At 47.3% G+C, this 26,077-nt stretch carries 22 protein-coding genes, 1 tRNA gene and 1 pseudogene; 10 read left to right on the forward strand and 14 right to left on the reverse strand.

The window, feature by feature from the left end; genetic code table 11:
• Window positions 1-209 (reverse strand): annotated as a pseudogene (locus ACOJS8_RS05405) (RNA polymerase sigma-70 factor); the annotation flags it as partial.
• 513 nt (window positions 210-722) lie between these two features.
• Here ACOJS8_RS05405 and ACOJS8_RS05410 point away from each other — a divergent pair.
• The 5 genes from ACOJS8_RS05410 (at window position 723) to chrA (ending at window position 4,952) form a co-directional block, all read left to right on the forward strand.
• A complete protein-coding gene (locus ACOJS8_RS05410; protein ID WP_420147512.1) occupies window positions 723-1,013 on the forward strand; it encodes an ATP-dependent Clp protease adaptor ClpS in 291 nt (96 codons plus the stop codon).
• Window positions 1,014-1,110: 97 nt separating this feature from the next.
• On the forward strand, window positions 1,111-1,722 hold the full coding sequence (gene recR / locus ACOJS8_RS05415; protein WP_420147513.1) for a recombination mediator RecR: 612 nt from the start codon (window positions 1,111-1,113) through the stop codon (window positions 1,720-1,722).
• Between the two features lie 136 nt (window positions 1,723-1,858).
• Complete coding sequence (locus tag ACOJS8_RS05420; RefSeq protein ID WP_420147514.1) at window positions 1,859-2,545, forward strand: superoxide dismutase; 687 nt, start codon at window positions 1,859-1,861, stop codon at window positions 2,543-2,545.
• A 161-nt stretch (window positions 2,546-2,706) separates the two neighbouring features.
• Window positions 2,707-3,666, forward strand: a complete 960-nt coding sequence (locus ACOJS8_RS05425) for an isopenicillin N synthase family dioxygenase (protein WP_420147515.1) — start codon at window positions 2,707-2,709, stop codon at window positions 3,664-3,666.
• Between the two features lie 80 nt (window positions 3,667-3,746).
• Entirely contained in the window at window positions 3,747-4,952 is a 1,206-nt protein-coding gene (gene chrA / locus ACOJS8_RS05430) for a chromate efflux transporter (protein ID WP_420147516.1), read from the forward strand.
• Window positions 4,953-5,015: 63 nt separating this feature from the next.
• Here chrA and ACOJS8_RS05435 read toward each other — a convergent pair whose 3' ends face one another.
• Both ACOJS8_RS05435 and ACOJS8_RS05440 read right to left on the reverse strand, forming a co-directional pair.
• A complete protein-coding gene (locus ACOJS8_RS05435) occupies window positions 5,016-6,389 on the reverse strand; it encodes a hypothetical protein (RefSeq protein WP_420147517.1) in 1,374 nt (457 codons plus the stop codon).
• Between the two features lie 68 nt (window positions 6,390-6,457).
• Window positions 6,458-7,543: a hypothetical protein gene (locus ACOJS8_RS05440; protein ID WP_420147518.1), complete on the reverse strand. Its 1,086-nt coding sequence runs from the start codon at window positions 7,541-7,543 to the stop codon at window positions 6,458-6,460.
• A 285-nt stretch (window positions 7,544-7,828) separates the two neighbouring features.
• Here ACOJS8_RS05440 and ACOJS8_RS05445 point away from each other — a divergent pair, with 285 nt between their 5' ends.
• Complete coding sequence (locus ACOJS8_RS05445) at window positions 7,829-8,833, forward strand: ankyrin repeat domain-containing protein (RefSeq protein ID WP_420147519.1); 1,005 nt, start codon at window positions 7,829-7,831, stop codon at window positions 8,831-8,833.
• A gap of 12 nt (window positions 8,834-8,845) precedes the next feature.
• Window positions 8,846-9,199 carry a hypothetical protein gene (locus ACOJS8_RS05450; protein ID WP_420147520.1) on the forward strand — a complete coding sequence of 118 codons (354 nt, stop codon included), beginning with the start codon at window positions 8,846-8,848 and terminating at the stop codon, window positions 9,197-9,199.
• A 21-nt stretch (window positions 9,200-9,220) separates the two neighbouring features.
• Here the strand turns inward: ACOJS8_RS05450 and ACOJS8_RS05455 are convergent, their stop codons facing one another.
• From ACOJS8_RS05455 to ACOJS8_RS05470, 4 genes are all read right to left on the reverse strand, one after another.
• Window positions 9,221-9,913 (reverse strand): hypothetical protein, encoded by a 693-nt coding sequence (locus ACOJS8_RS05455; protein ID WP_420147521.1) that lies wholly within the window; start codon window positions 9,911-9,913, stop codon window positions 9,221-9,223.
• A 137-nt stretch (window positions 9,914-10,050) separates the two neighbouring features.
• Window positions 10,051-11,337, reverse strand: a complete 1,287-nt coding sequence (locus tag ACOJS8_RS05460; protein ID WP_420147522.1) for an adenylosuccinate synthase — start codon at window positions 11,335-11,337, stop codon at window positions 10,051-10,053.
• Window positions 11,338-11,493: 156 nt separating this feature from the next.
• Complete coding sequence (locus ACOJS8_RS05465) at window positions 11,494-12,003, reverse strand: Fur family transcriptional regulator (protein ID WP_420147523.1); 510 nt, start codon at window positions 12,001-12,003, stop codon at window positions 11,494-11,496.
• A gap of 133 nt (window positions 12,004-12,136) precedes the next feature.
• Window positions 12,137-14,407, reverse strand: coding sequence for a RelA/SpoT family protein (locus tag ACOJS8_RS05470; RefSeq protein ID WP_420147524.1), 2,271 nt, complete (start codon window positions 14,405-14,407; stop codon window positions 12,137-12,139).
• Between the two features lie 235 nt (window positions 14,408-14,642).
• On the opposite strand from ACOJS8_RS05470, the gene ACOJS8_RS05475 reads away from it, so the two are divergent.
• Both ACOJS8_RS05475 and tig read left to right on the forward strand, forming a co-directional pair.
• Window positions 14,643-14,724, forward strand: a tRNA-Leu gene (locus tag ACOJS8_RS05475).
• Window positions 14,725-14,834: 110 nt separating this feature from the next.
• A complete protein-coding gene (tig, locus tag ACOJS8_RS05480; RefSeq protein WP_420147525.1) occupies window positions 14,835-16,196 on the forward strand; it encodes a trigger factor in 1,362 nt (453 codons plus the stop codon).
• 72 nt (window positions 16,197-16,268) lie between these two features.
• Here the strand turns inward: tig and ACOJS8_RS05485 are convergent, their stop codons facing one another.
• The 7 genes from ACOJS8_RS05485 to mltG all read right to left on the reverse strand — a co-directional run bounded on the left by ACOJS8_RS05485 (window position 16,269) and on the right by mltG (window position 24,602).
• Window positions 16,269-18,665 (reverse strand): S8 family serine peptidase, encoded by a 2,397-nt coding sequence (locus ACOJS8_RS05485; protein WP_420147526.1) that lies wholly within the window; start codon window positions 18,663-18,665, stop codon window positions 16,269-16,271.
• A gap of 396 nt (window positions 18,666-19,061) precedes the next feature.
• Complete coding sequence (locus tag ACOJS8_RS05490; protein WP_420147527.1) at window positions 19,062-20,078, reverse strand: hypothetical protein; 1,017 nt, start codon at window positions 20,076-20,078, stop codon at window positions 19,062-19,064.
• A 102-nt stretch (window positions 20,079-20,180) separates the two neighbouring features.
• Window positions 20,181-20,801 (reverse strand): L-threonylcarbamoyladenylate synthase, encoded by a 621-nt coding sequence (locus ACOJS8_RS05495; protein WP_420147528.1) that lies wholly within the window; start codon window positions 20,799-20,801, stop codon window positions 20,181-20,183.
• A gap of 52 nt (window positions 20,802-20,853) precedes the next feature.
• On the reverse strand, window positions 20,854-21,897 hold the full coding sequence (locus tag ACOJS8_RS05500; protein WP_420147529.1) for a glycosyltransferase: 1,044 nt from the start codon (window positions 21,895-21,897) through the stop codon (window positions 20,854-20,856).
• Between the two features lie 163 nt (window positions 21,898-22,060).
• Window positions 22,061-23,014, reverse strand: a complete 954-nt coding sequence (locus tag ACOJS8_RS05505) for a YihY/virulence factor BrkB family protein (protein WP_420147530.1) — start codon at window positions 23,012-23,014, stop codon at window positions 22,061-22,063.
• A 90-nt stretch (window positions 23,015-23,104) separates the two neighbouring features.
• Window positions 23,105-23,518, reverse strand: coding sequence for an acyl-CoA thioesterase (locus tag ACOJS8_RS05510; protein ID WP_420147531.1), 414 nt, complete (start codon window positions 23,516-23,518; stop codon window positions 23,105-23,107).
• 46 nt (window positions 23,519-23,564) lie between these two features.
• Window positions 23,565-24,602 carry an endolytic transglycosylase MltG gene (gene mltG / locus ACOJS8_RS05515; RefSeq protein ID WP_420147532.1) on the reverse strand — a complete coding sequence of 346 codons (1,038 nt, stop codon included), beginning with the start codon at window positions 24,600-24,602 and terminating at the stop codon, window positions 23,565-23,567.
• A gap of 238 nt (window positions 24,603-24,840) precedes the next feature.
• On the opposite strand from mltG, the gene ACOJS8_RS05520 reads away from it, so the two are divergent.
• A partial coding sequence (locus ACOJS8_RS05520; protein WP_420147533.1) for an MFS transporter occupies window positions 24,841-26,077 on the forward strand: 1,237 nt, incomplete at its 3' end.

Below are 26,077 nucleotides of genomic sequence, written 5' to 3' on the forward strand. Positions count from 1 at the left end.
GAGTAAACAAACCGGACTGCGTGATTCACTAAGTTGGCGTAATACCGCCTGAACAACAGAGCAAAACCGTTTTTGGCTTCCAGAGCAAATAACTGTCTTAGAATCAGTTCATCATCCGTTACTTTCGCGGCCGTACCGGACGGCTGATCGGCCAAAAACGGCGAACGTCCGGCATTATTTTCATCATACTGTAACGGTAAAAAGGACATACAGCCTGTCAATTATTGCGTAGTACTTAATAGAGACAATTTTGGACTTTATGACCTCACATTGATGGAGTAATTTTTTTGCAAAAACATATAACCACTGGATTCTGCACTGACTAAAATGACCTGAATCCCTTTAAATTGATCTACGGGTGATTTAGTCGGCCCGGAGGATTTGAAGCCAACCTCAAATTTACTACGTAGTGGTACAAATTGTCAAGGTAAGTATCTGACAATAAGTATATAAATATGTTTAATGAAGCTTCGTATTTACAGTTATTGAACGCCTATTTTACGGCCTTGGGGCAAACTAATAGCCACAAATTGGTGTTGATTAAACAGGGGATTTCTCCAATATCCGGCGTCCTGAGATGGGAATAATTATTTCGCAGAAGGCCGACGGACGTAACAGATTAGTTTTGTACTGGAATTAGTCATACAGCTAATAAAAGTCTATCGCTTTCCGATAAAGCACTTTTGCCGTAAATTTGCTTAATAAATACGTTTTTCGATCCCATGCAACCTTTTGAAGAAAACGACTGGTCGACTGATGTTGATGTGCTGGATGAAGTCGTTGATACCGACGTTCATAACCTTGTCGTCTTTAACGATGACGTCAACACCTTCGACCACGTAATCGATACGTTGATTGACGTATGCAGCCACACGCCCGAACAGGCTGAACAGTGTACATTGCTCATTCATTACAAGGGCAAATGCTCCGTAAAGAACGGTTCCTGGGAAGAGCTGGTGCCTATGCGTAATGAAATCTGTCGCCGGGGTATCTCAGCGGAAGTTTTAAATTAGTGATGGGCACAGTCGATGAGCGATGAGTTGTCGTTCACCGCCAGCTACTCATCACCGCAACGGCGGACCGTTTATAACTTATAACACATCACTTATTTTGGAGTACCCATCCAAACTTATAGAAGACGCGGTAAACGAAGTATCGAAATTGCCGGGAATCGGGAAGAAAACTGCCCTCCGGCTGGTGCTGCATTTGTTGAAACGCGATGAAGAACAGACCGAAGCCCTGGCCCAGAGCCTGACGGCCATGCGGCTGAACGTTAAGTATTGCCAGAAGTGTCATAACCTTTCAGATAACGATTTGTGCACCATTTGTGCGAGTCATAAGCGCGATCAGTCGCTGATTTGTGTGGTTGAAGATACGCGCGATGTACTGGCCATTGAGAACACAGCTCAATATAAGGGGCTCTACCACGTACTGGGCGGTATTATCTCCCCGGTTGAAGGCATCGGGCCGAGTGATCTGCAAATCGACTCGCTGATGGAACGCTTGAAGGGTTCTGAAGGAGAGCAGGTGCGCGAAATCATTCTGGCGATCAGCCCAACGATGGAAGGGGACACAACGGCATTTTATCTTCAGAAAAAACTCAAGCCCTTTAATCTAAAGATTTCGACCATCGCACGGGGCGTTCCAATCGGGGGCGATCTTGAATATGCCGACGAGGTCACGCTTGGGCGTAGTATATTAAGCCGGATTGCCTACGACTAAACGTAGCGGATAAAGTATCTGCGCGCTTTGTGCCGCAGCATACAAAAATCTCCTTTCTTTGCGTCTAATGAACATCCCTGGTTGAAACAGGTTGTTTATTAGACGCTTTTTTGTTTCTCCAAAAACCAACATTCGCATGAATCGCTCCGAGTTTTTGAAATTGGCCTTTGGGGCTTCGGCCGGGCTGGTCGCTTTCCGCTCATTTGGCACCGTACAGGCCGAAGGACCGTTCAAATTACCTCCTTTACCATACGATGCTGCCGCACTTGAGCCGCATATTGATAAAGCAACAATGGAAATTCACCACGGCAAGCATCATAAAGCCTATGTGGATAATCTGAATAAAGCAGTGGCCGGTACCGATATGGCAAAAATGGATATTGAAGCGCTGGTGAAAAGCGTGAATGCCAGTACACCCGCTGCGGTACGTAACAATGCTGGCGGCCATTGGAATCATACGTTTTTCTGGAATATCATGGGAACAAACGCCGGTGGTGCACCAAAAGGAGCGCTTGCTGATGCGATTAACAAGAAATTTACCTCATTCGATAATTTCAAAACGGAGTGGGGCAAGGCTGCTACGGCTCGGTTTGGTTCGGGCTGGGTATGGCTTATCAAGAGCGGTAACGACATTGACATTGTTACAACACCCAATCAGGATAATCCGCTAATGGCTCTAGCCGAGAAAAAAGGCACGCCTATTTTAGGGCTTGATGTATGGGAACATGCTTATTATCTGAAATATCAGAATCGCCGGCCTGAATACGTTACCGCTTTCTGGAACGTAGTAGACTGGAATAAGGTTGGAAAGAATTTTAGTTAACGCTGGAAAAGCGATAGAACGTCCGCCGTTGCGGTTATCGAATCATAAAGCTGTAAAGCTCAGGGCGAGGTTAGCCAACTCTGCAATTTTATGACTCGATAACCGCAACGGCGGACTGTTTTACCACGCCCTTTTGTATTTTTGCGAAAATGGATTAGTATATGTTATCCGAAGAATTATACAATGAAATTCCGTCATTAGATCTGGCAGATTTCACCGCTGGCGACCCCCAGCGGAAAGCTCGTTTTGTGCAGGATTTGGGTCGTGCATTTAATCAGATTGGTTTTGTGGCAATCCGTAACCACGGCCTCACCGACGAATTAACGAAACGGCTCTATGATTCAGCACAAAAGTTTTTCTCGGCTCCGGACGACCTGAAGAGGAAGTATGAGCACCCTGAGTTAAATGGGCAGCGGGGCTACATCGGCAAAGGCAAGGAAACAGCCAAAGGCTTCAAAGTGGCCGATTTAAAAGAGTTTTATCACATTGGTCAGCCTGATCCTGTTGATGATATGCCTGCCAACGTATTGCCAGAAGAGTTTCCTGAATTTAGTGAGGCAACTCTGGAAGCGTATAAAACCCTCGAAAACGCAGGGAAGCAGTTACTACGTGCTATTGCCATTTATCTGGAACTCCCTGAAAATTACTTCGACGATAAAGTGAGCAACGGCGACAGCATTCTGCGCGCATTGCATTACTTTCCGCTCGACCCTGAAACGACGCCCGATGGCGCTGTGCGGGCTGCGGCTCATGGCGACATTAACCTCATTACGTTGCTGATGGGCGCGTCGGCCGATGGGTTGGAAGTGCTACGTCGCGATGGAAAATGGATCGGTATTACAGCCTTACCCGATCAGGTGGTCGTAAACGTAGGCGACATGCTCGACCGATTAACCAACCATAAGCTAAAATCAACGATTCACCAGGTGGTAAACCCTCCGCGCGAGAAAATGAATCAGTCACGCTATTCGATTCCATTCTTTATGCATCCCCGCGCCGATATGGACTTGACTAGTCTGGAAAGTTGCATTGACGCGAAGCACCCAAAGTTGTATGTAGACATGACAGCGGGTGAGTTTTTAGACGAGCGTTTGATGGAATTAGGCTTAAAAAAGAAATAGTTACACAGTGGTCATTTAGGGTTGTTTGATTAACGACTACTACTAAATGACCACTGAACCACTGCGAATGACATTAGCTAATGCTGCCACATCTACCGACCGTTAAGCCTGTCCGCCGAATTCGATACATCATCTTTTTGAAAGATGTGCTGATTCTGGCGCTGAAAACGTTTGGTGGACCACAGGTGCATCTGGATTTGATTCACGAGCGTTTTGTACAAAAACGACGATACATCACAGAAGACGAACTACTGGAACTGAACGCGCTCGGACAGGTTCTTCCCGGCCCTACGTCAACCCAGACCATCACGGCAGTTGGGTTTAAGATTGGCGGTCCAAATCTGGCTTATGTTACGTTGTTTGTCTGGATCTTACCGGCGGTAAGCATTATGACCGCTGCCGGGATGGGGGTTTACTATCTGGAAAAACATCAGCTCTCGTTGCAATTTGCCCGGTTTATTCAGCCCATGGCCGTTGGGTTTATGATTGTCGCCGGATACCGAATTGGGCGAAAAGTCATTAAAAATAATGTTAGTCTGGCCCTTGCACTGACTGCTGCACTGGTGGGATATACCTTCAGATCGCCTGTAATGACCCCTATTGTTTTGCTGGTGGGTGGGCTTACAACAGCGTTGACGTATCAAAAGCAACAGCGAATGGACAAACAGCCTCTGCGTGTCCAATGGGCTAATTTTTTTCTGTGGTTAGGCGTGTTTGTGGGGGCTGCCATACTAGGTGCCATAACACAATCTTTACCCGTACGGTTGTTCGAAAATTTTTATCGGAACGGTAGTTTCGTTTTTGGGGGAGGGCAGGTGCTGACGCCAATGCTCTACAATGAGTTCGTGGCCTTTAAGTGCTATCTGACCCATGAAGAATTCCTGTCGGGGCTGGGATTGGTGCAGGCCGTACCGGGGCCTGTTTTCTCATTTGCGTCATACATCGGGGCTTTATCCATGCGCGATTCTGGAATGCACGGTCAACTGTGGGGAAGCGTAGTATCGACAGCCGGTATTTTTCTGCCCGGTACGTTCCTCATCTTCTTTGTGTATCGCTTCTGGGAACAGCTAAAACGATATCGCGTCGTACGGGCTTCGCTCGAAGGAATAAATGCCGCGAGTACCGGCCTGACGGCAGCCGCAGCCATGGCCCTTTTTGAGCCGATGGCTCCTCACTGGCCGTCTGTAGTCATTGTTTTAATAACTATTGCAATACTGCTTTACACAAAGATCCCGCCTTACGTATTGATTCTGGGGGGCTTGCTGGCCGGTATAGCTATTGCCTGAAAACGCAACGACCTCTGCCGCCTGACTGCAGGAGAAACCGTTACGTTTAAAGATCATATTCCCTTATAGTTCGTCCGATAAAAACTTACGAATGGTCTGATATGGTCGCAGACTTTGGTGCTTGCCATTCGAACCCTTGTCGGATAACGTAGTGTTTGGGCGGGGTTCAGCCGTTCGAGATCGATTACTGTTGTGCAAGGACAGCATTTCTTTACGTAACTGCCGCTGTTCATCGTCACTCAGGTTCGTACGCGTAGCTTCGCCCTGACCATACCCATCGTTGAAATTACTAATACGACTGTCTGTCTGAGCGAGTTTGAACTCGGCAAGGAGTTCGTTCAGTTCCGATACAATGCTCTGACGTTGCTCTTTCAACTCGCTGAGGTTAGGTAACAGATCAAGGTTGTGCTGCAAAACATTCTGCCGTGTTCTTTGCTCGGCCAGTTGGGCGTCGAGTGGCGCTATTTCCTTGTCCAGCCGCTTTATGCGCCGACGTAGTTTCCAGAGTTTAATATCGGCTTGCAGCCAGCGGAACCAGAAAGCCGATAAAACGGGCAGCGCGATTCCTAAACAGACGGCCCCAGCCAGTGCGAAAAGGATGCCACTCAACACAAACGACAGCAATGCCCAGGGGCTATTTACCAGCGCCAGATTCAATTCGCTTGACTCACTCAGTTGCTTTTCAATTTTGTTCATTACCGACGGACTAAGCGTCTGCACGGCCGCCGTTGGATCAGTGTTTAACTGGAGTTGCCGAACGGATTTATTGATAGCCGCCTTGAGTTGATCGGTTCGATACGCTTCATATCGGAACCAGCCCAGAACGGCCAGCGTCAGTACTGAAAACACAGCGAGGGCAATCTTAAACCGCTCGTATTTGGTGCGATTCTCTTCGGGCTTTTCCTGGTAAGGTTTTTCAATCAACCGGTCATAAGCAGGTTTCAGCAGAATCGACACCATCGCCAGACCAACCGCAAAAGCCCAGGCTTCGTCGGTGTTTCGTATGTTCAGCGCGTAGGCGACAATCTCGTGAGAGATGATTAAATCGCCCGCCAAAAACGAAATACCGGCTATCAGGAATAAAATCCCGGCTAGCAATGAATAGTCAGGGGCCGCTTTGGTCCGACGTTCCCGAAGATTATCCCGATCCGTTTCCAGCGCCTGGCGGTCGGCTTCTTTTTGCTTGACCTGTTTATCCAACCGCTCGACCTGAAGCGTGTGGTTTTGCAGATCTGCATAAGCTGCCCGGTTCGCATCAGTAGCCTCCGTCAGCTGCCGTTCGGTACGATCCAGCTCGGTTCGCTTTTCCTGAATACGTTCCGAAAGCCAGTCGGTATTGATCTGGCTGGATAAATAGCCTTCGTATGTTTCCCGGTCAACGCCTTCTACGCCACTAGCGTAGCCATGCTGAAAATCAGGATTGCTTGTTGGTTCCATAATGAATGACAAATGATGAATTATAATGGGCTTAATCCCTGAGTGTTAAACAGAATAGTAATCGTTTATCATTTATAATCCATCATTAGTTTACGCTGTTGCTCAGTCAATCGGTCACGAATACTGCGGGCCAGCTCGAATTCACTCAAAAACAAATTAACAAGTCTATCACGCTGAGCGTTCAACTGACTGAGGTTTGCCTCAATATGATTAAGCGTAGTGACGATTGGCCACTTCTGCGCTCGAATTGTGTCAACCTCCCGTTCGAGCCGGGCAATTTCAGCGCTCAAGGCTGGTATATGCTGCTCTTTGCTCACAATAAGCTGACGATTCTGTTCCAGAATACGTAACTCACTCTGTAAGCCTGTCAACGTACTGAGTAAGAGCTTGCCGGACAGCAGAAACATGAAAAAGACAAAAACGAACAGGCCAATAGAAGCCCCTATAGACTGTGTTTGCAAAGATTGTACCAGTACGAAAACAGATGTGGCGAGCGGCATACCTACTTCTTCAACAATCCGTCTCCCCGACAGTTTAGAGTCAGTTTCATAAAAGAACGACGTACGCCCGAACAAATTGAACATACCAGCCAAAAACACGCCTATCGCAACCCATCGATTTGGAAAAGAAGGATACAGCATTACGTCGATTAGAAAGAAATTACCAACGCACATGATGACTGAGAGGCACAGACTCGCCACTGTCCGAATCAGATTACCGGGAGCAGGCTGGCTATTTTGTAAGGCTAAAAGCTGATCACGCAAAGAAAAAATCTGGTTCTGACGTTGTTCAATGAACATATTAAACTCGGCTATTCTTTCTGAATGTTGCTCGATTGCTTCGTCCAGAGGAGCCGTTTGCTGGGCAAAAACGGCCCGAATTTGGGCAAGTTTCCCATCAGGAGAAGCATCAGAGAGGCCGAATAAAACCCCCTCGTCACGTATTGACTCGTCGTCAGTAACCCAATCGGGCAATTGGCTGGGCTGGCTAACCGGAGATAACGTAACAGGTGGAGCTAATTCACTATCAGGTTTTTGTGTAATCCGTTGAGCCGTATAGTCGGGTAGGGTAGCGAAGCTAACAACTGGAGGCATCGACGGGGGAGACGACGTATTAGGGAAAAATAAGGTGCGAAGGCGTTTGATAAGCGTCATTATAAAGTCGGACATCCAATGGGCTGCCGGGTCAGGTTGCTACTAACAAAAACGGTTGTAAATACGCAAATAGTACTCAATAGACGCAAGGCAGCGTAGGTTGAACATGAAATATTTTTAATAAGTTGACGGTAGGTCGATCCGTAAAAGAATCTGTTGTGTATTGTACATGGCAAAGTATGCTACTTACTCACTCAAATCTACCAGCTACTTATTCTTCATGGGCTTTGTTCGTTTTTCGTAGCAGCTTCGCGGCATCTGGTCATCTACTTCCTCTTGATAACCATGCTCAAATACATTATAGTTATAAACTGGGTATTCGTTGCTATCCTGGGCTTATTGCTTGCTATATCGTTTCTTTCTCCAACGAAAGGGGGCGATGCGGCCGGCCAGGGTATGGGACAGGCTATTCTGAATCTGGCAACTATTGCTCTTGTTCTATTACTAATACTCAACCTGATACCGTTTCCGTGGGCTAAATACACTGCTTTCGCTCTAGTGCTGCTTCCCTTTGCTGTTATGTTGCTTGATAGCGCTAGTACTGGCGCAAAAGACTTGATTAGTGCGATTAAATACGACAAATCAGATTACGATGGCTCTCGATATTTTCCAGATCAACAACGAAAGACCATTATGTCCGCTATTTATGACGATGATATAGAAGAAGTTGACGAGTTACTGCGTGAGCCAGTGCTTCAGATTAATGACCTGGATATCGACCAAAAACAAACCATTCTCGATTACACGGCTACCCATTATAGTCCTTACTCGCGAGACTGGGAAAAAACGAAACGTATTCTTGAATTACTGATAGCGGCTGGAGCGACGATCAACAGCACGAACCCGGCAAGGGTGTCAACACATGCGGCTATCGTCTGGAACGCTACGTCCGACCAGCTAAAATTTTTCCTTGACCACGGCGCCGATCCGAATGCAAATGGAGAAAACAACGTACCAATTCTGTATGAAGCGATTCGTTCGGGTGGAGAGGACTCTGTAGAAAAAGTGAAATTGCTGCTTGATCGGGGGGCAAAAATCGATGTAGTCGCTACGTACGATCAATACACCCGGAATTATTCGCCCCTGCTTTTTGCTTCGTCTTTTGAATATTGGGATGTTTGTCTGTTACTGATCCGGAGAGGGGCGGATATCCATTATACATCGCCTGATGGAAATACATTACAGCAATATATCCAGTTGTTTACTCAGCGATATAACGAACTAAAAGAAACGCCTTCCCCTGAGTTTGAGGAGTTAAAAACAATTGTCGATGAACAGACGGTAAAGTAAAACTTTATGGAAATGAAAGATAGTACTTCTCCTGATGGTACGTACCAAATCCAGTTCGAAATGGCTGAGATTCGAATGAGCCATTGGATTTACAAACCATTCATTTATCGAACGCATGATCACGTGCTACTCTTCGATCTACAAGATGATGTATGGAGTGCAGATGAAATTAAATGGCTAACGGATTCTATCGTTCAGATTGAAGCCCGACGGTATCCCGGCACCTTGTCCTGCCAGATGACATTAGATCTGGAAAGAGGAACAGGTAAAGCCACTCGCTCAACAGCACAGACCAGCGTTCATTTTGACGGCACGTTGTCCGAAATAAGAAACTGGGTATTATCCCGAAAACCCGTCATGAATTAAGCGGTTTCGATACGTATCTCGTTATCGTAAAAACATTCGCTGTAGAGCGCCCCAGAGCCGTCTTTTCAGGTTTTGATCGGCTTCGATAGTTGGCAATGAGTCGGCCATCAGGAACGTAATGCCCTCAAACCGGACCGGAGCGTAACGGTCCATCATGATATCGAGGTTAATTCGTTCAAACGGCACGCCGAACGTAATGAAATGATTAATGTATTTACCGCGCAGCAATTCAGCGAAATTCATACCCTGAACGCCGTGCAGATTAAGCAGATCAACTCCATTGACGTTGAGGCTAACGGCTTTCAGAATCTTCTCCAGAAACAGCAGATTACTAGGGTCTAATTCCTCGTCGGCCAGCAGTAGAACTTTGTGGTTTAATTGGGGCAGGCGAGGTTGCTGTTGAATAGGCGGTAAAATCGACGGAACCGTCGGACGTACTGGAGGTTGAGGTAATGGCTCAGGCGCTGGAATGGATACAACTGATTCTGGAACAGGAAGTTCTACTGCTGAATTGCCTAAAGTTACTGCTACGTCAGTTGATGATGGTTTAGCGGACAGGGCATCTAACTCCGCAAGTAAATCGGTTGTTTCAACGATTATTTGCGGAGCGGACTCATCCGCCAGCTGCGTTACTGGTGCGTCCCATACATCGTCAGCCAGACGAAAAAGGGAATCGCTCTGGTAAAAAGTCTGATAGAAATTCCGGGCTGACATTATACAATTAATTTAAGCGTACTGGTAGTAGTCGACCCCGCTGGCGATAGATGCTTATAGCTTTGGTTTTCTATAACCATCTGTTGCCAGCGGGGTCGAACAACGACGTAACAACTAATTTATAAGCGTATGATTCTTTACGCAATTACAGCCTGACGATGAATAATCGCTTCACGGTCAGGGCTGGTAGAAATAAAATTAATGGGCAATCCGAGTGAATCTTCCAGAAAGTAAACATACGTAGCCAGTTCCGCTGGTACATCGCTGAACGACCGGATATCGGTCAAATCTGCCTGCCAACCTTTAAACGTTCTGTAAACTGGTGTTACGTCCGTGTCGCAGAGATCGTAAGGCAGCTGCTCCGTAAGGCTACCGTCGGGCAACTGATAATGCGTGCAGACCTTGATTTCATCGAAAATATTCAGGACGTCGACCTTCATCATCACCAGCTGCGTAACCCCGTTGATCATGATGGCGTATTTTAGAGCGGGCAGATCCAGCCAGCCGCATCGGCGCGGACGACCAGTTGTTGCGCCAAACTCACGACCTTCCTGCCGAATACGCTCACCCGTTTCGTCATTGAGTTCGGTAGGGAAGGGGCCGCTGCCGACGCGGGTACAATACGCTTTAAAAATTCCATAAACGTCGCCAATTTGGCGAGGAGCTACCCCCAATCCAGTACAGGCGCCTGCCGTCATGGTGTTGGATGAGGTCACAAATGGGTACGAACCGAAGTCGATGTCCAGCAATGAGCCTTGTGCACCTTCGGCTAATATCTTCTTCCCGTCAGTCAGCGCGTTATTCACTACGTACTCACTATCCGTCAGTTGGAACTGTTTCATAAACTCAACCGCTCCAAAGAACTCGGATTCAGCCTGGGGCAGAACGGATGCATAATCGAAATTATTCTGATCCAGAATAACCTTATGCGTAGCAACCAGTTTGTTGTATTTCTCCGTAAAATTTGGCGACAGTACGTCACCAACCCGTAAACCCTGACGAGCTACTTTATCCTGATACGTGGGTCCGATACCGCGCAGGGTTGATCCAATTTTCGAATCTCCTTTGGCCTGCTCATAAGCTGCGTCCAGGAGTCGGTGGGTAGGAATGATAATCGAAGCTTTCTTGGAAATCTGGAGGTTTTGCGTCAGCTCCAGATTATATTTAGCCAGTCCGTCGATTTCTTTCTTAAAGACGATCGGGTCCAGTACTACGCCGTTGCCGATGATATTAAGAATATCATTACGGAAAATACCAGACGGAATCTGGTGTAATACGTGCTTTAGCCCGTTGAACTCGAGTGTGTGCCCGGCGTTAGGACCGCCCTGAAAACGAGCTACAACCTGGTATTGTGGCGCCAGTACGTCCACGATTTTACCTTTTCCTTCGTCGCCCCACTGGAGGCCTAATAAAACATCGATCATTATGATTGGCCGCTGAAACGGCTGTGATTAGACAAATTCACTACGTGTAGTCAAGCCTTTGTTGATGATGGCTGAATATATCGGGAAAGTAATGCAAGAAGTGTAATGTGAGCAGCATGGCTGAAACGACATTATAGTCTTACATCATACATATAACTAGCCTTCAACAGGTACCTGTACGCCCTGTTCATCCTTTTCCGTTACCTGGCGATTTTCGCAGAAATCCCGCGCGCAGGAGCCATAAAAAATCAGGGAATGGTGCATTACTTTGAACTTCAGCATGTCGCCCACCATATTCTGTATGTTTTGTACGCGTGGATCACAGAATTCCATCACCTTGTGGCAATCCGTACAGATCAGGTGATCGTGCTGACGATAGCCATAGGATTTTTCGTACTGCGCCAGATTTCGTCCAAACTGGTGTTTGGTTACCAGATCACAATCGACCAGTACGTCCAGCGTATTATAAACCGTGGCCCGGCTAACGCGATACTTCTTGTTTTTCATCGAGATGTACAACTCATCCACGTCGAAGTGATCCTGCCGGTTATAAATTTCTTCAAGGATGGCAAAGCGTTCGGGAGTTTTCCGTAGACCTTTCCGTTCAAGATAAGCCCGGAAAATCATCATCGCTGCCTCTAAATTCGATTGTGTCGGAGCAGGCATATCCAGATCCAATTAAGTGAAAGTGCAAAGGTAAGCAAGGTTTGTAGTTTATAATTCAAAGTTTCAGATTCCAACTCTCAATGTTTCTGAAGGCTAGTTAAATTGACCAGTGGGATCTGAAAGCTTGAACTGGCTACGAATCGAACCGCACGACTTCAAACACGCCCGCGACGCGTTCTATTTTTCGCATGAGGGTTTCCAGATGGGCAGTGTCGTGAACGTAGAGCCGAATGTTTCCCTCAAAGATGCCATCTTTTGAGTCGATGGCCACCGAGCGCATATTAATATGTAATTCGTTACTGATAATCCGTGTTACGTCATTGATTAATCCGACCCGGTCGGTACCCGTAATGCGAAGACCGGCCAGAAAAGCCAGTTCTTTCTGCGACGTCCATTTCGCCTTAATGATCCGGTTGCCGTGATTCGACATTAACTCAACGGCGTTGGGACACGTAACACGATGTATTTTAATGCCTTCATTAATGGTCACAAAGCCGAATACATCATCGCCCGAAATGGGATTACAGCATTTTGCCAGTGTATAATCAATCCGATCCATGTCTTCACCAATGAGCAACATATCGGCGTCGGCCCGTTCACCGTGGATTTTCTTAAGCTCTTTTACAAAAGCTTTTGCATCGGGCAACGTATCGGTATTGAGTTTATTCGTACGGTTTTCTTTGGCTTCCTTATCGGCCTTAAATTTCTTTAATTCCTGAACGTCGATATGACCTTTACCAACGCGATAAAAAAAGTCATCGGTGGTTTTCGATCCGAAATAAGCCCGCAATTGGTTAATGAGCTCATTGGTCATCTCCATTCGGAGCAACCGCAGCCGCTTATTAACCATCTCCCGACCATCCGTTACGTATCGCTTATTTTCTTCCTTGATTAAATCTTTAATCTTGGTTTTTGCTTTCGACGTAACGACAAACCGTAACCAGTCTTCATTGGGTTTCTGGCGGTTCGACGTAATGACTTCGACCTGATCGCCATTTTGGAGAACGTAGCTAAGCGGTACAAGTGTGTTATTGACCTTGGCGGCCATACAACGCGCCCCAATCTGGGTATGGATGTCGAAGGCAAAATCGAGCGCGGTCGCTCCGCGCTGCAATACCTGTAGATCACCTTTAGGCGTAAATACAAATACTTCCTCGCTGTACAGGTTACTGCGGAAATCATCGACAAATTCAATAGCAGCTTTCTTATCGCCACTGCCCGCTGACTCGATCATATCGCGTACCTGACTAATCCAGGCTTCGATACCCGCTCCGGTTTGCGTATCGTTTCCTTTGTATTTCCAGTGAGCAGCGTAGCCTTTTTCGGCAATTTCGTTCATCCGCTGGGTACGAATCTGTACTTCCACCCACTGCCCCTGTTTGCTCATGACCGTAGTGTGGAGCGATTCGTAACCATTTGCCCGGGGCGTACTAATCCAGTCTTTCAATCGATCGGGATTGGGTTTGTAATGATCCGTCACAATTGAATAGGCCCGCCAGCAGGCTGCTTTTTCCTCTTCAGGCGGTACGTCCAGAATGATTCGAACCGCAAACAAATCGTAAATCTCCTCAAACGGCTTTTTCGATTTGCTCAGCTTGTTCCAAATTGAGTAAATGGATTTAGGACGTCCCTTAACAACATACTTGATATTCGTTTCGGCAAGATCTTTCTCAATCGGTTCAATGAAACGGCCGATAAAACGATCGCGGGCCAGTCGGGTTTCACGCAGCTTTTTGGCAATATCTTTGTACGCTTCGGGCTCTACATGCTTCAGGTACAGGTCTTCCAGTTCTGATTTAATCGTATATAATCCCAGTCGGTGAGCAAGAGGGGCATAGATATAGATCGTTTCCGAGGCAATTTTCAACTGCTTGTCGCGCGGCATCGACTCCAGCGTTCGCATGTTGTGAAGGCGGTCGGCAAGTTTGATCAGAATAACCCGTACGTCGTCCGACAAGGTCAGCAACATTTTACGGAAATTCTCAGCCTGTTGCGAGGAACCATATTCGAAGTAGCCCGAAATTTTGGTCAGACCATCAATAATGCGGGAAACTTTAGGGCCGAATGACCGTTCAATATCGGCGATGGTCGTGTCGGTATCTTCTACTACGTCGTGGAGCAGCGCAGCAACAATGCTGGTAGTTCCTAGTCCAATTTCCTCAACCGCGATTTGGGCCACGGCTAGTGGATGGTAAATGTAAGGCTCTCCCGAACGCCTACGCATGTTTTTATGGGCTTCGGCAGAGGTATTAAACGCGCGTTTTATCAGCTTGGCGTCGTCACCTTTCAGCATTGGTTTGGCTGCCCGTAGTAATCGCCGGTAGCGTTTCAGAATTTCCTGCCGCTCCAGTTCTAAATCAATCACGGGTTCAGCGTTGGGTCGACGCTCAATTGCATTCATCATACACGACTTCGTTGCAGGTAATAGCTATAGGTTGTACTCGTACTACCAAGATAACAAATTAATAATAAAAAATTGACGTGGCGGTCTAACTAAATTTATCCGTTGTCTTTAAGATTGGGCTGTAATTTTAGATGGCCTCGGAAAAATTCTGCTTGAATTGGCAAACAAATAAAAAATTTCTTACTTTTGCAGCCTGAAAAGTTCAAACAGCGAGCCGCTGTACGAACAACAGACTGCGGGCGTGGCGAAATTGGTAGACGTGCCAGACTTAGGATCTGGTGCCGCAAGGTGTGTGGGTTCGAGTCCCTCCGCCCGTACAAAGTTTTGAATGAGTGGGTGAGTGAATGAGTGAATGGTATTTTGTCGCATTGACTAATATTCGCTCAATCTCTCATTCGCTCATTCACCATTTTAAACCAATACAAACGTGGATATTACTTTAGAAAAAGCCAGCGACACCAATGCCTCGCTGAAAATAACCCTGACCCCAGCCGACTATAAGCCAGAAGTTGATAAGAAACTGAAAGACTACGGTCGGAAAGTTCAGTTGAAGGGTTTTCGGCCTGGTCATGTACCGGCTTCTTTAGTGCAGAAAATGTATGGTAAGAGTATTCTGGTTGATGAAATCAACTCAATGCTAAGCCGGACCGTTAGTCAGTATATCCGTGAAAATAAATTACAGGTTGTTGGTGATCCGGTTCCCAATCGGGAGGAAGCTGACGCCATCGACTGGGATAATCAGACTGATTTTGCCTTTAGTTATACACTTGGCCTGGCTTCAGAATTTGACATAGATTTCAGCGATCTGCCAAGCGTAACTCAATACGAGATCCAGGCTGGTGAAGCGGAAGTAAACAGTACGATTGCCGACCTGCAGCAGCGGTTTCATACGCACGCTCACGGAGAAGAAGTTGGCGAAGGCGATACCATTTATGGCGAACTGAAGCAGGTGAACGTAGCGGAAGGTGAAGAAGGCTTTTCCGCTAAAACGGCCCTTCCGATGAATAAGATGGCCGATGACTCGAAAGGTCAGTTTATTGGTAAGAAAAAAGGTGACGTTGTTACGTTTGTGCTGGATCAGGCATTTCCTGATGAAAAAGCGCGTGCCAACGCAACAGGCGCTAAGCCGGAAGAAGCCGCGAACCTGACAGGTGAATTCACATTTGAAGTTGATGATATTACCCGCCATGAACCCGCAGAACTAAATCAGGAGCTTTTCGATAAAGTACTGGGAGCTGGTGCGGTTCAGGATGAAGAGCAGTTCCGCACGAAAGTTGCTGAGGTTATTCGGAGTAACTACGTTCGTGAATCGACCCAACTGTTGCGGTTAGACATTGAGAAAATGCTGCTCGACAGTACCCCAATTTTATTGCCGGATGAATTTCTGAAAAATTGGCTACTCGAAGTCAACGAAGGTAAGTTTACTCCTGAGCAGATTGACGAGCAATACGACGATTTCACGAAGTCAGTGAAACTGCAACTTATTAAAAACAAGATCGCCGAAAAAGCGGATATAAAAGTTGAGTTCGAGGAAGTGCTGGAAGCGACGCGGAAGATGGTTCGTGAGCAGTTTGGCTTTGCTAACACGGACGATGAAGAAATGACCAAAACCATCGACCGTATTGCCCGTAACTACTTGATGGATGAGAAAAATAATGGTCAGAATTATACCAATACGTTCAATCAGGTATATGACGACAAAATCATCGAGTATGCTAAAACGCAATTAACTACTGTAACGCAGGACGTAACGGTAGATGAATTCAAGGAACTGGTTGAGAATCGGTAACTGATTTATAAACGTAGTAAAAAAGCCTCGCTGATGATCAGCGAGGCTTTTTTACTACGTGGCGAACCGGATTTACTGCCGAACCACTTTAATGGTTTTGGTTTCGCCCGGCGTAGTGACCTGTAAGAAATACAGCCCTGATGTATGTCCTAGGTGGAGTTTGTGCCGTTCAACAGGCCCTGCTTCGTCGATTACCCGACTGCTGTTGATTCCGCCCAGTGTATTATTAATCTGAAGCGTAAGAGGTTTGCCTTTCGCGCCCCGCACTTCAATATCCAGCCAGTCTGTCGAAATAGGATTACCGAGTGTAGTTACCTGCAGACCTGTTCCGGGTTCGTTCGCTGCGATACGGGCCTGAGGCTGATTATTGCAGGCAGCAGCCAAGTCGAAGTCGTACACAACCGTGATGCCATTCTGAGTAGCGGTAATGATGATGTTTTTGGGGTCATTACGTAAGCCAGCTTCGACAATCCCTGTTGTACTTGTCGGCGATGTGCGCGTAACGCCGGGAACCGAGAAGGTAATTGGTGTACCATCGCCACCACTGGTCCGTAACGTAATTCGTCCGGTTGCACAGTCGTACAGCGGAGGTAAAATTACCAGTGGCTGTCCATCGATCATAATCGCTTTATCGACCTGGATGAAGCCAAAACCGGTTCTGAAGTCGAAGCCCGTATCGAAGCCGGGGGTGAGCGGATCATCCATGTCAATGGCCGTCGACCGTAAACGTAGTAATACGTCGGCAGGAGTCATGGCGAGTTTAGCTTTTTCTTGCAAAAGTGCAGCGGCTCCGGCGGCATGAGGAGCGGCTGCTGACGTACCAAAGAAATTGGGGAACGTATCGCCATCATTCAACTGCTGGCCATAAAAGAACGTAGTATTACCACCATCGGGCGCAACAATTTCTGGTTTCAGCCGAACAACTGGCGGAATAGGCTGCCCATATTCAGTAAACAGAATGGGGGTTCCACCCGCCGATGAGAACGACTCGATAAGAGGCAACGGATACAGTCTGGAGCTATAGCCAGGAGTTTGGAACCAGGCTGCTGCACCAACAGAAATCGCACCCTGGGCATTGTTATGACCGTAACTGGTTGAGCTTTGCGTATTGAATTCAACGATTGTACTACTGCTTCCAAAATTAACCCATTTGATCTGGGCTGGATCAGGACCATCGTACTTAATAATCGCTAGTTCGACTTCCAGCGGAGTATTCGCTGAATTGGTAAAAGCAATATATTCATAAGGATCGTCGCCGATGTTCGGGTTTCCGCTCGAGAGCTGTGGCTGAAGTACACCTCGGTAATAGACAAGAAGGTCAATGTCGGTTTTTGCGCCCGATACCCCCCCGGAGGCAACACTTTCTGAATAGAACGGGTCGGCCCATTGTAGCATAATCTGAACGCTACCACGCGCAGGAATCGTTAGTTTTTGTGTGACTTTACCATTGCCAAAATCATGGGCAGCACTTCCAGGAATTGAATAGCCTGCTGGCAGCGGAGGGAGCTTTCCTGAATTACGAAAGCCACTACTGTACGATTGACGTCCCTGATTACCAGCTGAAGAAAAATAGGTGACCCCCCAGTTTTTATTCACATAATTGACCGCTTGTGCAATAATGCCATCCTGAAAGAAAGGCTCTGATAAGTAAATGACATCGTCGACAATGATATTACAGCCAGCCTGCGCCAGACGGATAATGCCGTTGGCAAAATCAACATAACTGTCGAAAGCGGTATGGAATGCAATTCTGGCTCCGGGTGCTACGTCATGAACGATTTCGGCCATAGCCCGGCCTTCATCGCTAAGCGTTGAATCTTCATCCATCGGTAGATCCTTCACAATCTGTACGTCGGCGGGCAGATCGCCAGAAGCTACGCCATCAGCAGCGCCCAGTAGAGCGTCATAGGAGTCTGATAGAACCCCCACTTTAGAACCTGCACCTGATACGTTATGGACACGACGGGCAACATTGGCGCGCATAACCGTATCGCCCTGCGAAGTAACTTTCCCGGCATTGTGATGAGGTCGGTAGGCTGGGCGGGCAATGTGAAGAGTTGTTACGTTCTGAAGGAGATCTAATTTGTTGACGGGGAAGTAGCCATACACAATCTTTTTGTGATAAGCCCCTTGTGTAAGCCCCAGCGCCTGAAGATCGTTAAGCAGCGCCTGTCCATCTGCACCGGTAGCAACCGCATTAATAGCGATCATGCCATTACGTACACGGGTCATCTCAATTTTCTGCAGGGGTATATCTTCCGATGAGGCTGCCTGCCGAAGATTTCCGCTTTTCGTACTAAAGCTTTTCTGCTGATTTTCTTTAAGCCGGATGTTCAGGAGTTCGGGAGAAAGTTTAGTCGTTCTCGACTCGTCCTTGAGATCGATCTGACCAAATCCAGCATACGGAGCGCTAAGTAACAGTCCGATTAGTACCGCAAAGAGCCTGCTTTTTCGTAAAGGGTTGAACATACTAGAAAAGTTTTTTAGTGAAAGAAGTGACTAACGCTACCCTGGGGTAGGTTCTGCCAGTAAGGTAGTAAGACAAATATCTATTATCAACCCATGCACTATCAACAATATGTTACGCAAATTTACGTTAGGGCAGAACGAAGGCTGGTTCTTAGAGAGAAAATCGGTTTAATGTCTTGTAAATGAATTAGTTGACTCTAGTTTTTGTTAGAGAATTGTTAATAGGCCCGATCAATCTGGTTTATTTATATATTGATTTAGCGGTATGAAAATTTGCTTTTGACCCCTACAAAGTCACATTAGAGCGTAATTATAAACAAGTCGAATCGCCAGTACGTAAAAAGGCCCCACTAGTAGATAGTGGGGCCTTTTTACGTACTGGAAACTAGGATGGACTTACTGGTATTGAATGTACATTGGCTTAGGATCGAGGGCCAGCACTTCTTCCGGAGTCATGATACGTGAACCGGGTTTGCGGAAATCGTTTTTGTAGAACAACTTAAATCCAGTGTACTGAACAGGTTCTTTCTGGATATAGTCGTGATACGAATCTTTTTTCAGAACAGGCGGTCCCCAGCCATCCATATCCATCACAATCTGAACATTTGGGTCGAGTTTGATATTCTTGTAATTCTTTATCATTCCCTGCGTAAAACGGTGAACAACCAGTACTTTGGGCGGCAGTTTGTTTTCTTTAACCACCCGGCTTAAAAACTGAACAGCCTGATTTATATCGGCTGCGTCGTAGCTACCAATTTTGGCGCCTGGCTTATGGCCCGTTACCATCGAAAATTCGGGATCGATGCCTAGGTGAACGAAAGGAAGCTTGAGGTATTTTTCCAGATAGGCCATTTCTCCGCCAAGAGGAGCATGACCGCGCTGGATGTCCAGAAAAACAACAGCCTTATGTTCATTGCCCCATTTTAATATTTTTTTGATCGTTTTGTCGGACATCCGCAGGCGGTAACCACCGTCTTTACCCGGAGCGCCCTGCGCCGAAATCGCTACTAAATGAAGGGCAGGCTGAATCGGTGTAGCGGGATCGGCCTTCTGCCAGTTCTTGATTTCTTCATCCAGCCGACGTAGCATTTCTTCTTTAGGATACTCGCCCAGAATTCCCATTTTCTTGGAATGAGGATTGCCATAATAGGCGAAAATGCGGTGTTTGGGCAGGAGAGCGCCTGTAGGAGCGTAGGTTAACGAGTCGAGCGTAGAATCACCTGTTGAAACCGAACGGGTTGACGCCAGCGAGCTGGTTGCTGATTTTTCGGCATTGTCCGCATCTAGAGGCTCTGCTGATGTTTCTGTAGTAATCTTACCTGTTTTTGACGTATCGTCTTGTTTAGATTGAGAAGAACAACCCGTGAGTTGACATAAAGCCACTAGTGAGAGCGCGGCTACCAAAAAACGCATATTGATATTATAAAATATGATGACTTACAAAAAAAGGGTTACATCCCGATAGTGAAGGAACGCTAACCCTACATTGCAAGTATAAGCCCTTTTTTGAACTTTTCAAAGGACTAGTTCGCCCAGCCCCTGCCGAATGATGGTAAAATCATCATCCGTGGCATCAACAATTGTTGACGCTACGTTACCGCCATAGCCTCCGTCGATCACGATGTCGACCAGATTCTGAAACTTTTCAAATATTAATTCAGGATCGGTTGAATACTCGATTATTTCGTCTTCGTCGCGGATCGACGTAGTAATGATTGGATGCCCCAGTTCATGCACAATTTGTCGGGGAATGTTATTGTCGGGTACCCGAATACCCACCGTTTTTTTGTTGGTGTTCAGTAGTTTAGGTACGCTGTTCGTCGCTTCGAGAATAAACGTAAACGGACCGGGCAATACTTTCTTCATCAGCTTGAATGCCTGATTACTGACACGGGCATAATCGGCAATGTGGCTCAGATCGTAGCAGATGAATGAGAAGTCGTTTTTAGTTGGTTTAATTCCCTTAATACGCGCCACTCGCTCAACGGCTCGTGCATTATGAATATCACAACCCATACCATAAACCGTATCGGTTGGATAAATGATAACAGCGCCGTCACGTAGCGCTTTTACTATGTGTTCAATCCGGCGTGGGTCGGGGTTAGCGGAATAAAGTTTAATGAATTCAGCATTCATGGCAAAACTGGTCGGCAGAGTAGGGTTTCCTTCTCTGTAAACGACAAATGGCCTAAACCGGTTTCGTTGGGGACGTAGTGATACGATGTGTGGTGCGCCATTTGCAGTAGGCACGGTAAAGACCATTAACGGGTGGGTGCAGCCGACTTAGTCCTAAAACCAGACTACATAACCAGTCGGGCCGCTCAATCTGCTGCAGGAGTTTTCCAAATTGTAAGGCTAAATCGAACTGCTCGGCGTAGAAGGCTTTACGGATAAATGTGCGAATACGACTGGCCAGTGTCCGAAACTCATCGGGCGACTGGCAGCGGTCGAATGCTTTCTGGCAAACAACCAGCGTGGAGCGAAGTAGGTCGTTGTTGGGAAGTACTACCTGCGCCGAAAGCGAATTGGGCAGTTGCCGTTTTTTCATCAGCACCTCATCGACATAAGCATACTGATAGAGCCGCGACGAACGTACCCAGAAGTCGAAATCTTCAAAGGAGAGCGTTTCGTCGTAGCCGCCGAGTTCGTTTAGTACGTCTCGGCGCATCATCATGGTGGGGGTACAGATGAAATACGATTCCAAGATCGATTTGAAAACATTGCCGCTGGGTATGCGCGCTCTCGCATGACCTTTTCTGTCAACAGCGTAATGGCATCCTATTTCCTGACCCTGGGAGTTAATATATGTAGCATTTGAGAAGACAACGGCGTATGGACCAGACAATTGTTCGAATGTGTCGGCTTGTCGGGCGATGCGGTCAGGCAGTAAAACGTCGTCGGCCGAAAGATCAATAACATAACGGCCGTTTGCTAATGCCAGCCCCTGGTTAAACGCACGGTTCAGCCCGAGGTTAGTCGAGTTGGCAATGAACTTGACAGCCGAATGGGACGAAACAAATTTCGTGATGCGTTCAGCGGAACGGTCTGTGCTGCCGTTATCAATGACGATGAGTTCTACATTAGGATAATCCTGATTAACTACTGAGTCAAGCGCCTGCTCTATATACTCTTCATGATTATAGCAGGTGCAGATAACGCTCACCCACGGCTTGATCCGGTTCAGATACGGACTCATCGGCAGGCGATTCGATTGGTTAGTAACAGAAATCATAAATAACTAGTCGCAAACTGGCAAAACTGGCAAGCAGCCGAATTATGCAGACTTACACAACGCTGTGAAATAATAACCTAAAATAAAGTTTGTACTAAAGTCTTTGGCGAATTCTTTAGGGAACGGCAGGTCAAAAATACGTACCCGAATTACCTGAATTTATTTAATCGGCGGGGGCGTTGTCGGTTGTTTTAGCGGCAACGCTAGGATTCTGGTCGCCCTCAAGATTGTAGAGTGCGATATTCATGTCAAAGCCAATGATGAGCAACAGCGAAATAAGGTTTATCCAGATCATCAGCGCAATGAGGGTGCCGATAGAGCCATACAGCTTGTTGTAAGACCCAAAATTGGATACGTAGTACGAAAACCCTAACGTAGTAAGAACGATCAAAACCGACGCTGTAACGGCTCCTGGCAGGATGAACGTCCATTTCAGGTTGACGTCGGGACCAAAGCGATAAATTACTGACACTACCCCCACAAATACGGCAAACACAACCAGATACCGGCCAATGGCCAGCAAATTCACAAACACTACGTTGTTCAGAAAGCCGAAATGGAGGAGGTAATCGCTTACTACGCCCCCAATAATCAGGACAACAACGGCCAGAATCAGTGCGAACGCCAGCATAAACGTTAGCCCAACGGCCACCCCCCGAACTTTCAGAAAGCTACGCCGATCCGACCATTCGTAGGCAGAGTTGAACGCCTGCATCAGAGCCACTACGCCACTGGTTGCCGAATACAGCGCCAGCAAAAAACCAATGGATAACACATTGCTCCGGGGGCGGCTGATGATGTCGTGAATGGTTGTATTGACCGTACTGAACGTATCGCCGGGCAGGAGCCGCTGGAAGAAGCCCATAATCTGCGCTTGAAGGTCGTCAATCGGAATGTACGGAATGAGGGTAAAGAAGAAAATGATTGTGGGAAATACAGCCAGAATAAGACTGTAGGAAACCGACGCTGCCCGTTCGGTTGTCTCTTCATCCGAAATCTTGGCGAACATTTTCTTCAGAAATACGTACCAACTATTTCGGGAATTAAACGGATAGTGGTCGTACATCCAGATGCGGACGTTACGCATCATGGAAAACCCCATTAGTTTGTCGAACATAGTAGCGAGATTAGTGGGCAGTCAATAGTTAACAATGGCTGATTGCTATCGACTGACTACTATTGACTATTGACCGACTATTTAGGTAACCTATCGCTCAAAAAAAGGTTTGGTGGCTTCGATCAACTCGGAAGGGGCTACGCAGGGGCGACCGGTGTCGGTACGTACGAAAACCAGGGTTGTCTGACCCGCATTGAGCATCTGACCATCCTGATTGAAAATTTCGTAATCGAACATCAGCCGGGTTTTCGGCATTTGCGGAATTGTAACGCGAATCGTTAGCAGATCATCGTATTTGGCGGGTCGAATAAAGCGGGAGTTGAGGTCATAAACGGGCATCGATACGCCACCTTCTTCCACTTCTTTGTAGGTCAGCCCCAGATGACGTAGCGTTTCAACCCGGCCAATTTCATAGAACCGGGCGTAGTTTCCGTAATAAACGATTCCCATCTGATCGGTATCGTAATAACGAACCCGGATATTTGTAACGTCGTGCGTAATCATAGGAAAATAGTCGCTGGTCAGCCAATAACAACCAGCGACGGACATTTTATTTCATAATCTTCATACGGGTCAGAGCAGCCTGGTACAGCCGAGCGTTGGCCATATGTTCTGATAGGGTTTTTGAGAACGTATGGTACCCAGTGAAATTTGCATTCACGACAAAATACAGATAATCATGTTGTTCTGCGTTTAGAACGGCATCAATCGTAGCGGGAGCCGGAAGATTGATCGGACCTGGCGGCAGGCCTGTGTACCGATACGTATTATACGGCGAATCGACAGTTAGCTGGCGATTAAGCAGCCGACGGATGGTAAAATCACGTAGCGCAAAAATAACCGTTGGGTCGGCTTCGAGTTTCATGCCTTTCTTCAAGCGGTTCAGGTAAACACCGGCTACGCGGGGCTGCTCGTCGCGTTTGTTGGTTTCGGAGGCTACAATGGAAGCCAGCACCTGCGTTTGCGTTTGGGTCAGGCCAAGCTCTTTCGCTTTCGCCTGCCGTTCGGGGGTCCAGAACTTTTTGTATTCACTACCCATACGCTCCAGCAGCGCTTCGGGCTTGATGGTCCAGAACATCTCGTACGTATTGGGTAAAAACATACAGACAATCGTTGTGGTGTCGAAGCCGAATTTTTCGCAGGTTGCCGGATCGTTCAGCAGCTTGCCCAGTGCTTCGGGGCCAAACTCGAATTTGCTGCCTAGCCGTTGAATCAGATCGCTTTTCTGCCGCATACTGTTGAACGTAACGGGCATCGCATCCTGATTGCCACTACGTAATTTGACCAGCGCTTCGCGGTTTCCCATTTTGGGTTTAATTTCGTAACGCCCTTCCTTGACGAGTTCAGGGTATTTCATCATCTTGGCCAGAAACCGGAAAGATGTTTCGTCGTTGATGACCTTATACGTTTTGAGCGTGTCCATGACCGACTCGAACATAGCGCCTTTACGAATGAGCAGGGCAAAGGTCTTGTCATTGTCTTGTACCTGAAGGTTCGGACTTTTAAAAACCTGCCAGAAGTAAAAAGAAAACGTTGTCAGCAGGATGGAAATGGTAAGAAACAGGCCAATTTTAACGTTACGCGACATGAGAAAAAAGAAATACTTATGTTCTGCAAATTTAGGTTAAAACAGCACGAATCTACCTATCTCCTGTGAAGTATGCTTTACTCATAGTACTATGCTGCCTGTCGAGAGCGATAAACAGCGGCATATTGGCTGGTTGGGTAATAAAAAGCCGGTTGGTCAAAGTTTGTCGTTTTTGAGCAAATGGTCAGCGTAGTAGGCTAACTTTGTCCCTACATCCAATCCCAACGGGGATCTTATTTTGGCAGCCGTTCAATCGTTATCCGCCCGCCGTGCTTCCCGCGGCCCTTCGCTTTATACGCTTTCGTTCTGGTTACTATGCGTCAGTAACTTTCTGTTCTCGGCCAGTTTCTCAATGATGATTCCTGAATTACCGGCTTATCTAACCAAATTGGGTGGCCGCGAATACGTAGGATTAATCATTGCTCTGTTCACATTTACAGCGGGTATTTCCCGACCATTTAGCGGCAAAATCACTGATACGGTTGGCCGGGTACCAGTTATGGCCTTCGGGTCGTTGGTGTGCTTCATTTGCGGGTTTCTATATCCGTATTTAATTACCGTTTGGGGATTCCTGACGCTACGTCTGATTCACGGCTTTTCGACGGGTACAAAACCGACCGCTACGTCGGCTTATGTGGCCGACGTCGTACCTGCCGACCGACGTGGCGAAGCGATGGGTATGCTGGGATTATTCACGGCCATGGGCATGTCGCTGGGCCCTGCTATTGGTAGCTGGCTGGCCACCGATTTTTCGATGAACGTCATGTTCTGGACATCGTCGGCTTTTGCGTTACTTTCTATCGGCATTCTGCTTCGGATGCCCGAAACGCTGGTGAATCGGCAGCCGTTTCGGTTTGGTCTGCTACGTCTGAAGAAAGACGAGCTTTTCGATAAGCATGCGTTGCCACCTTTCATCATACAATTGCTGCAAGCTTTTTCGTCGGGCGTGGTTCTGACCGTCATTTCAACGCTGAGTATGTCGCTGGGAATTACGAATAAAGGCTTATTCTTTACGGTTTACACGATTGCTTCGCTGGCTGTACGACTCTTATTTAGCCGTACGTCGGACCGCTACGGTCGGGTGCCTGTCTTGTTTATATCATCGGCGTTTCTGGCTGTCTCAATGGTACTGTTGATCCTGACTGATTCGCCAGTCTGGTTCTGGGCAGCGGCCATTTGTTACGGTATGTCGTGGGGTATGAATACGCCGACTTTACAGGCCTGGACCGCCGACCTGAGCGATGAGCACACGCGCGGACGGGCTATGGCTACGGTTTACATTGCTCTCGAAGCCGGAATTGGCCTGGGCGCTGTGGCCTCGGGCTGGTTGCTCAACCACGTAGCGGAGTCGGGTATCGATGCGTCGTTTGCACTGTCGGGTTTACTGGCATTAGGCGCTGTGGGATATCTGGGTTGGTATTGGCACAAGACTCGGCAATCGGCCCATCCTCATCGGGTTGAAGCGGACGAAACAA

The organism is Spirosoma sp., assembly GCF_048594605.1.
GTDB lineage: Bacteria > Bacteroidota > Bacteroidia > Cytophagales > Spirosomataceae > Spirosoma.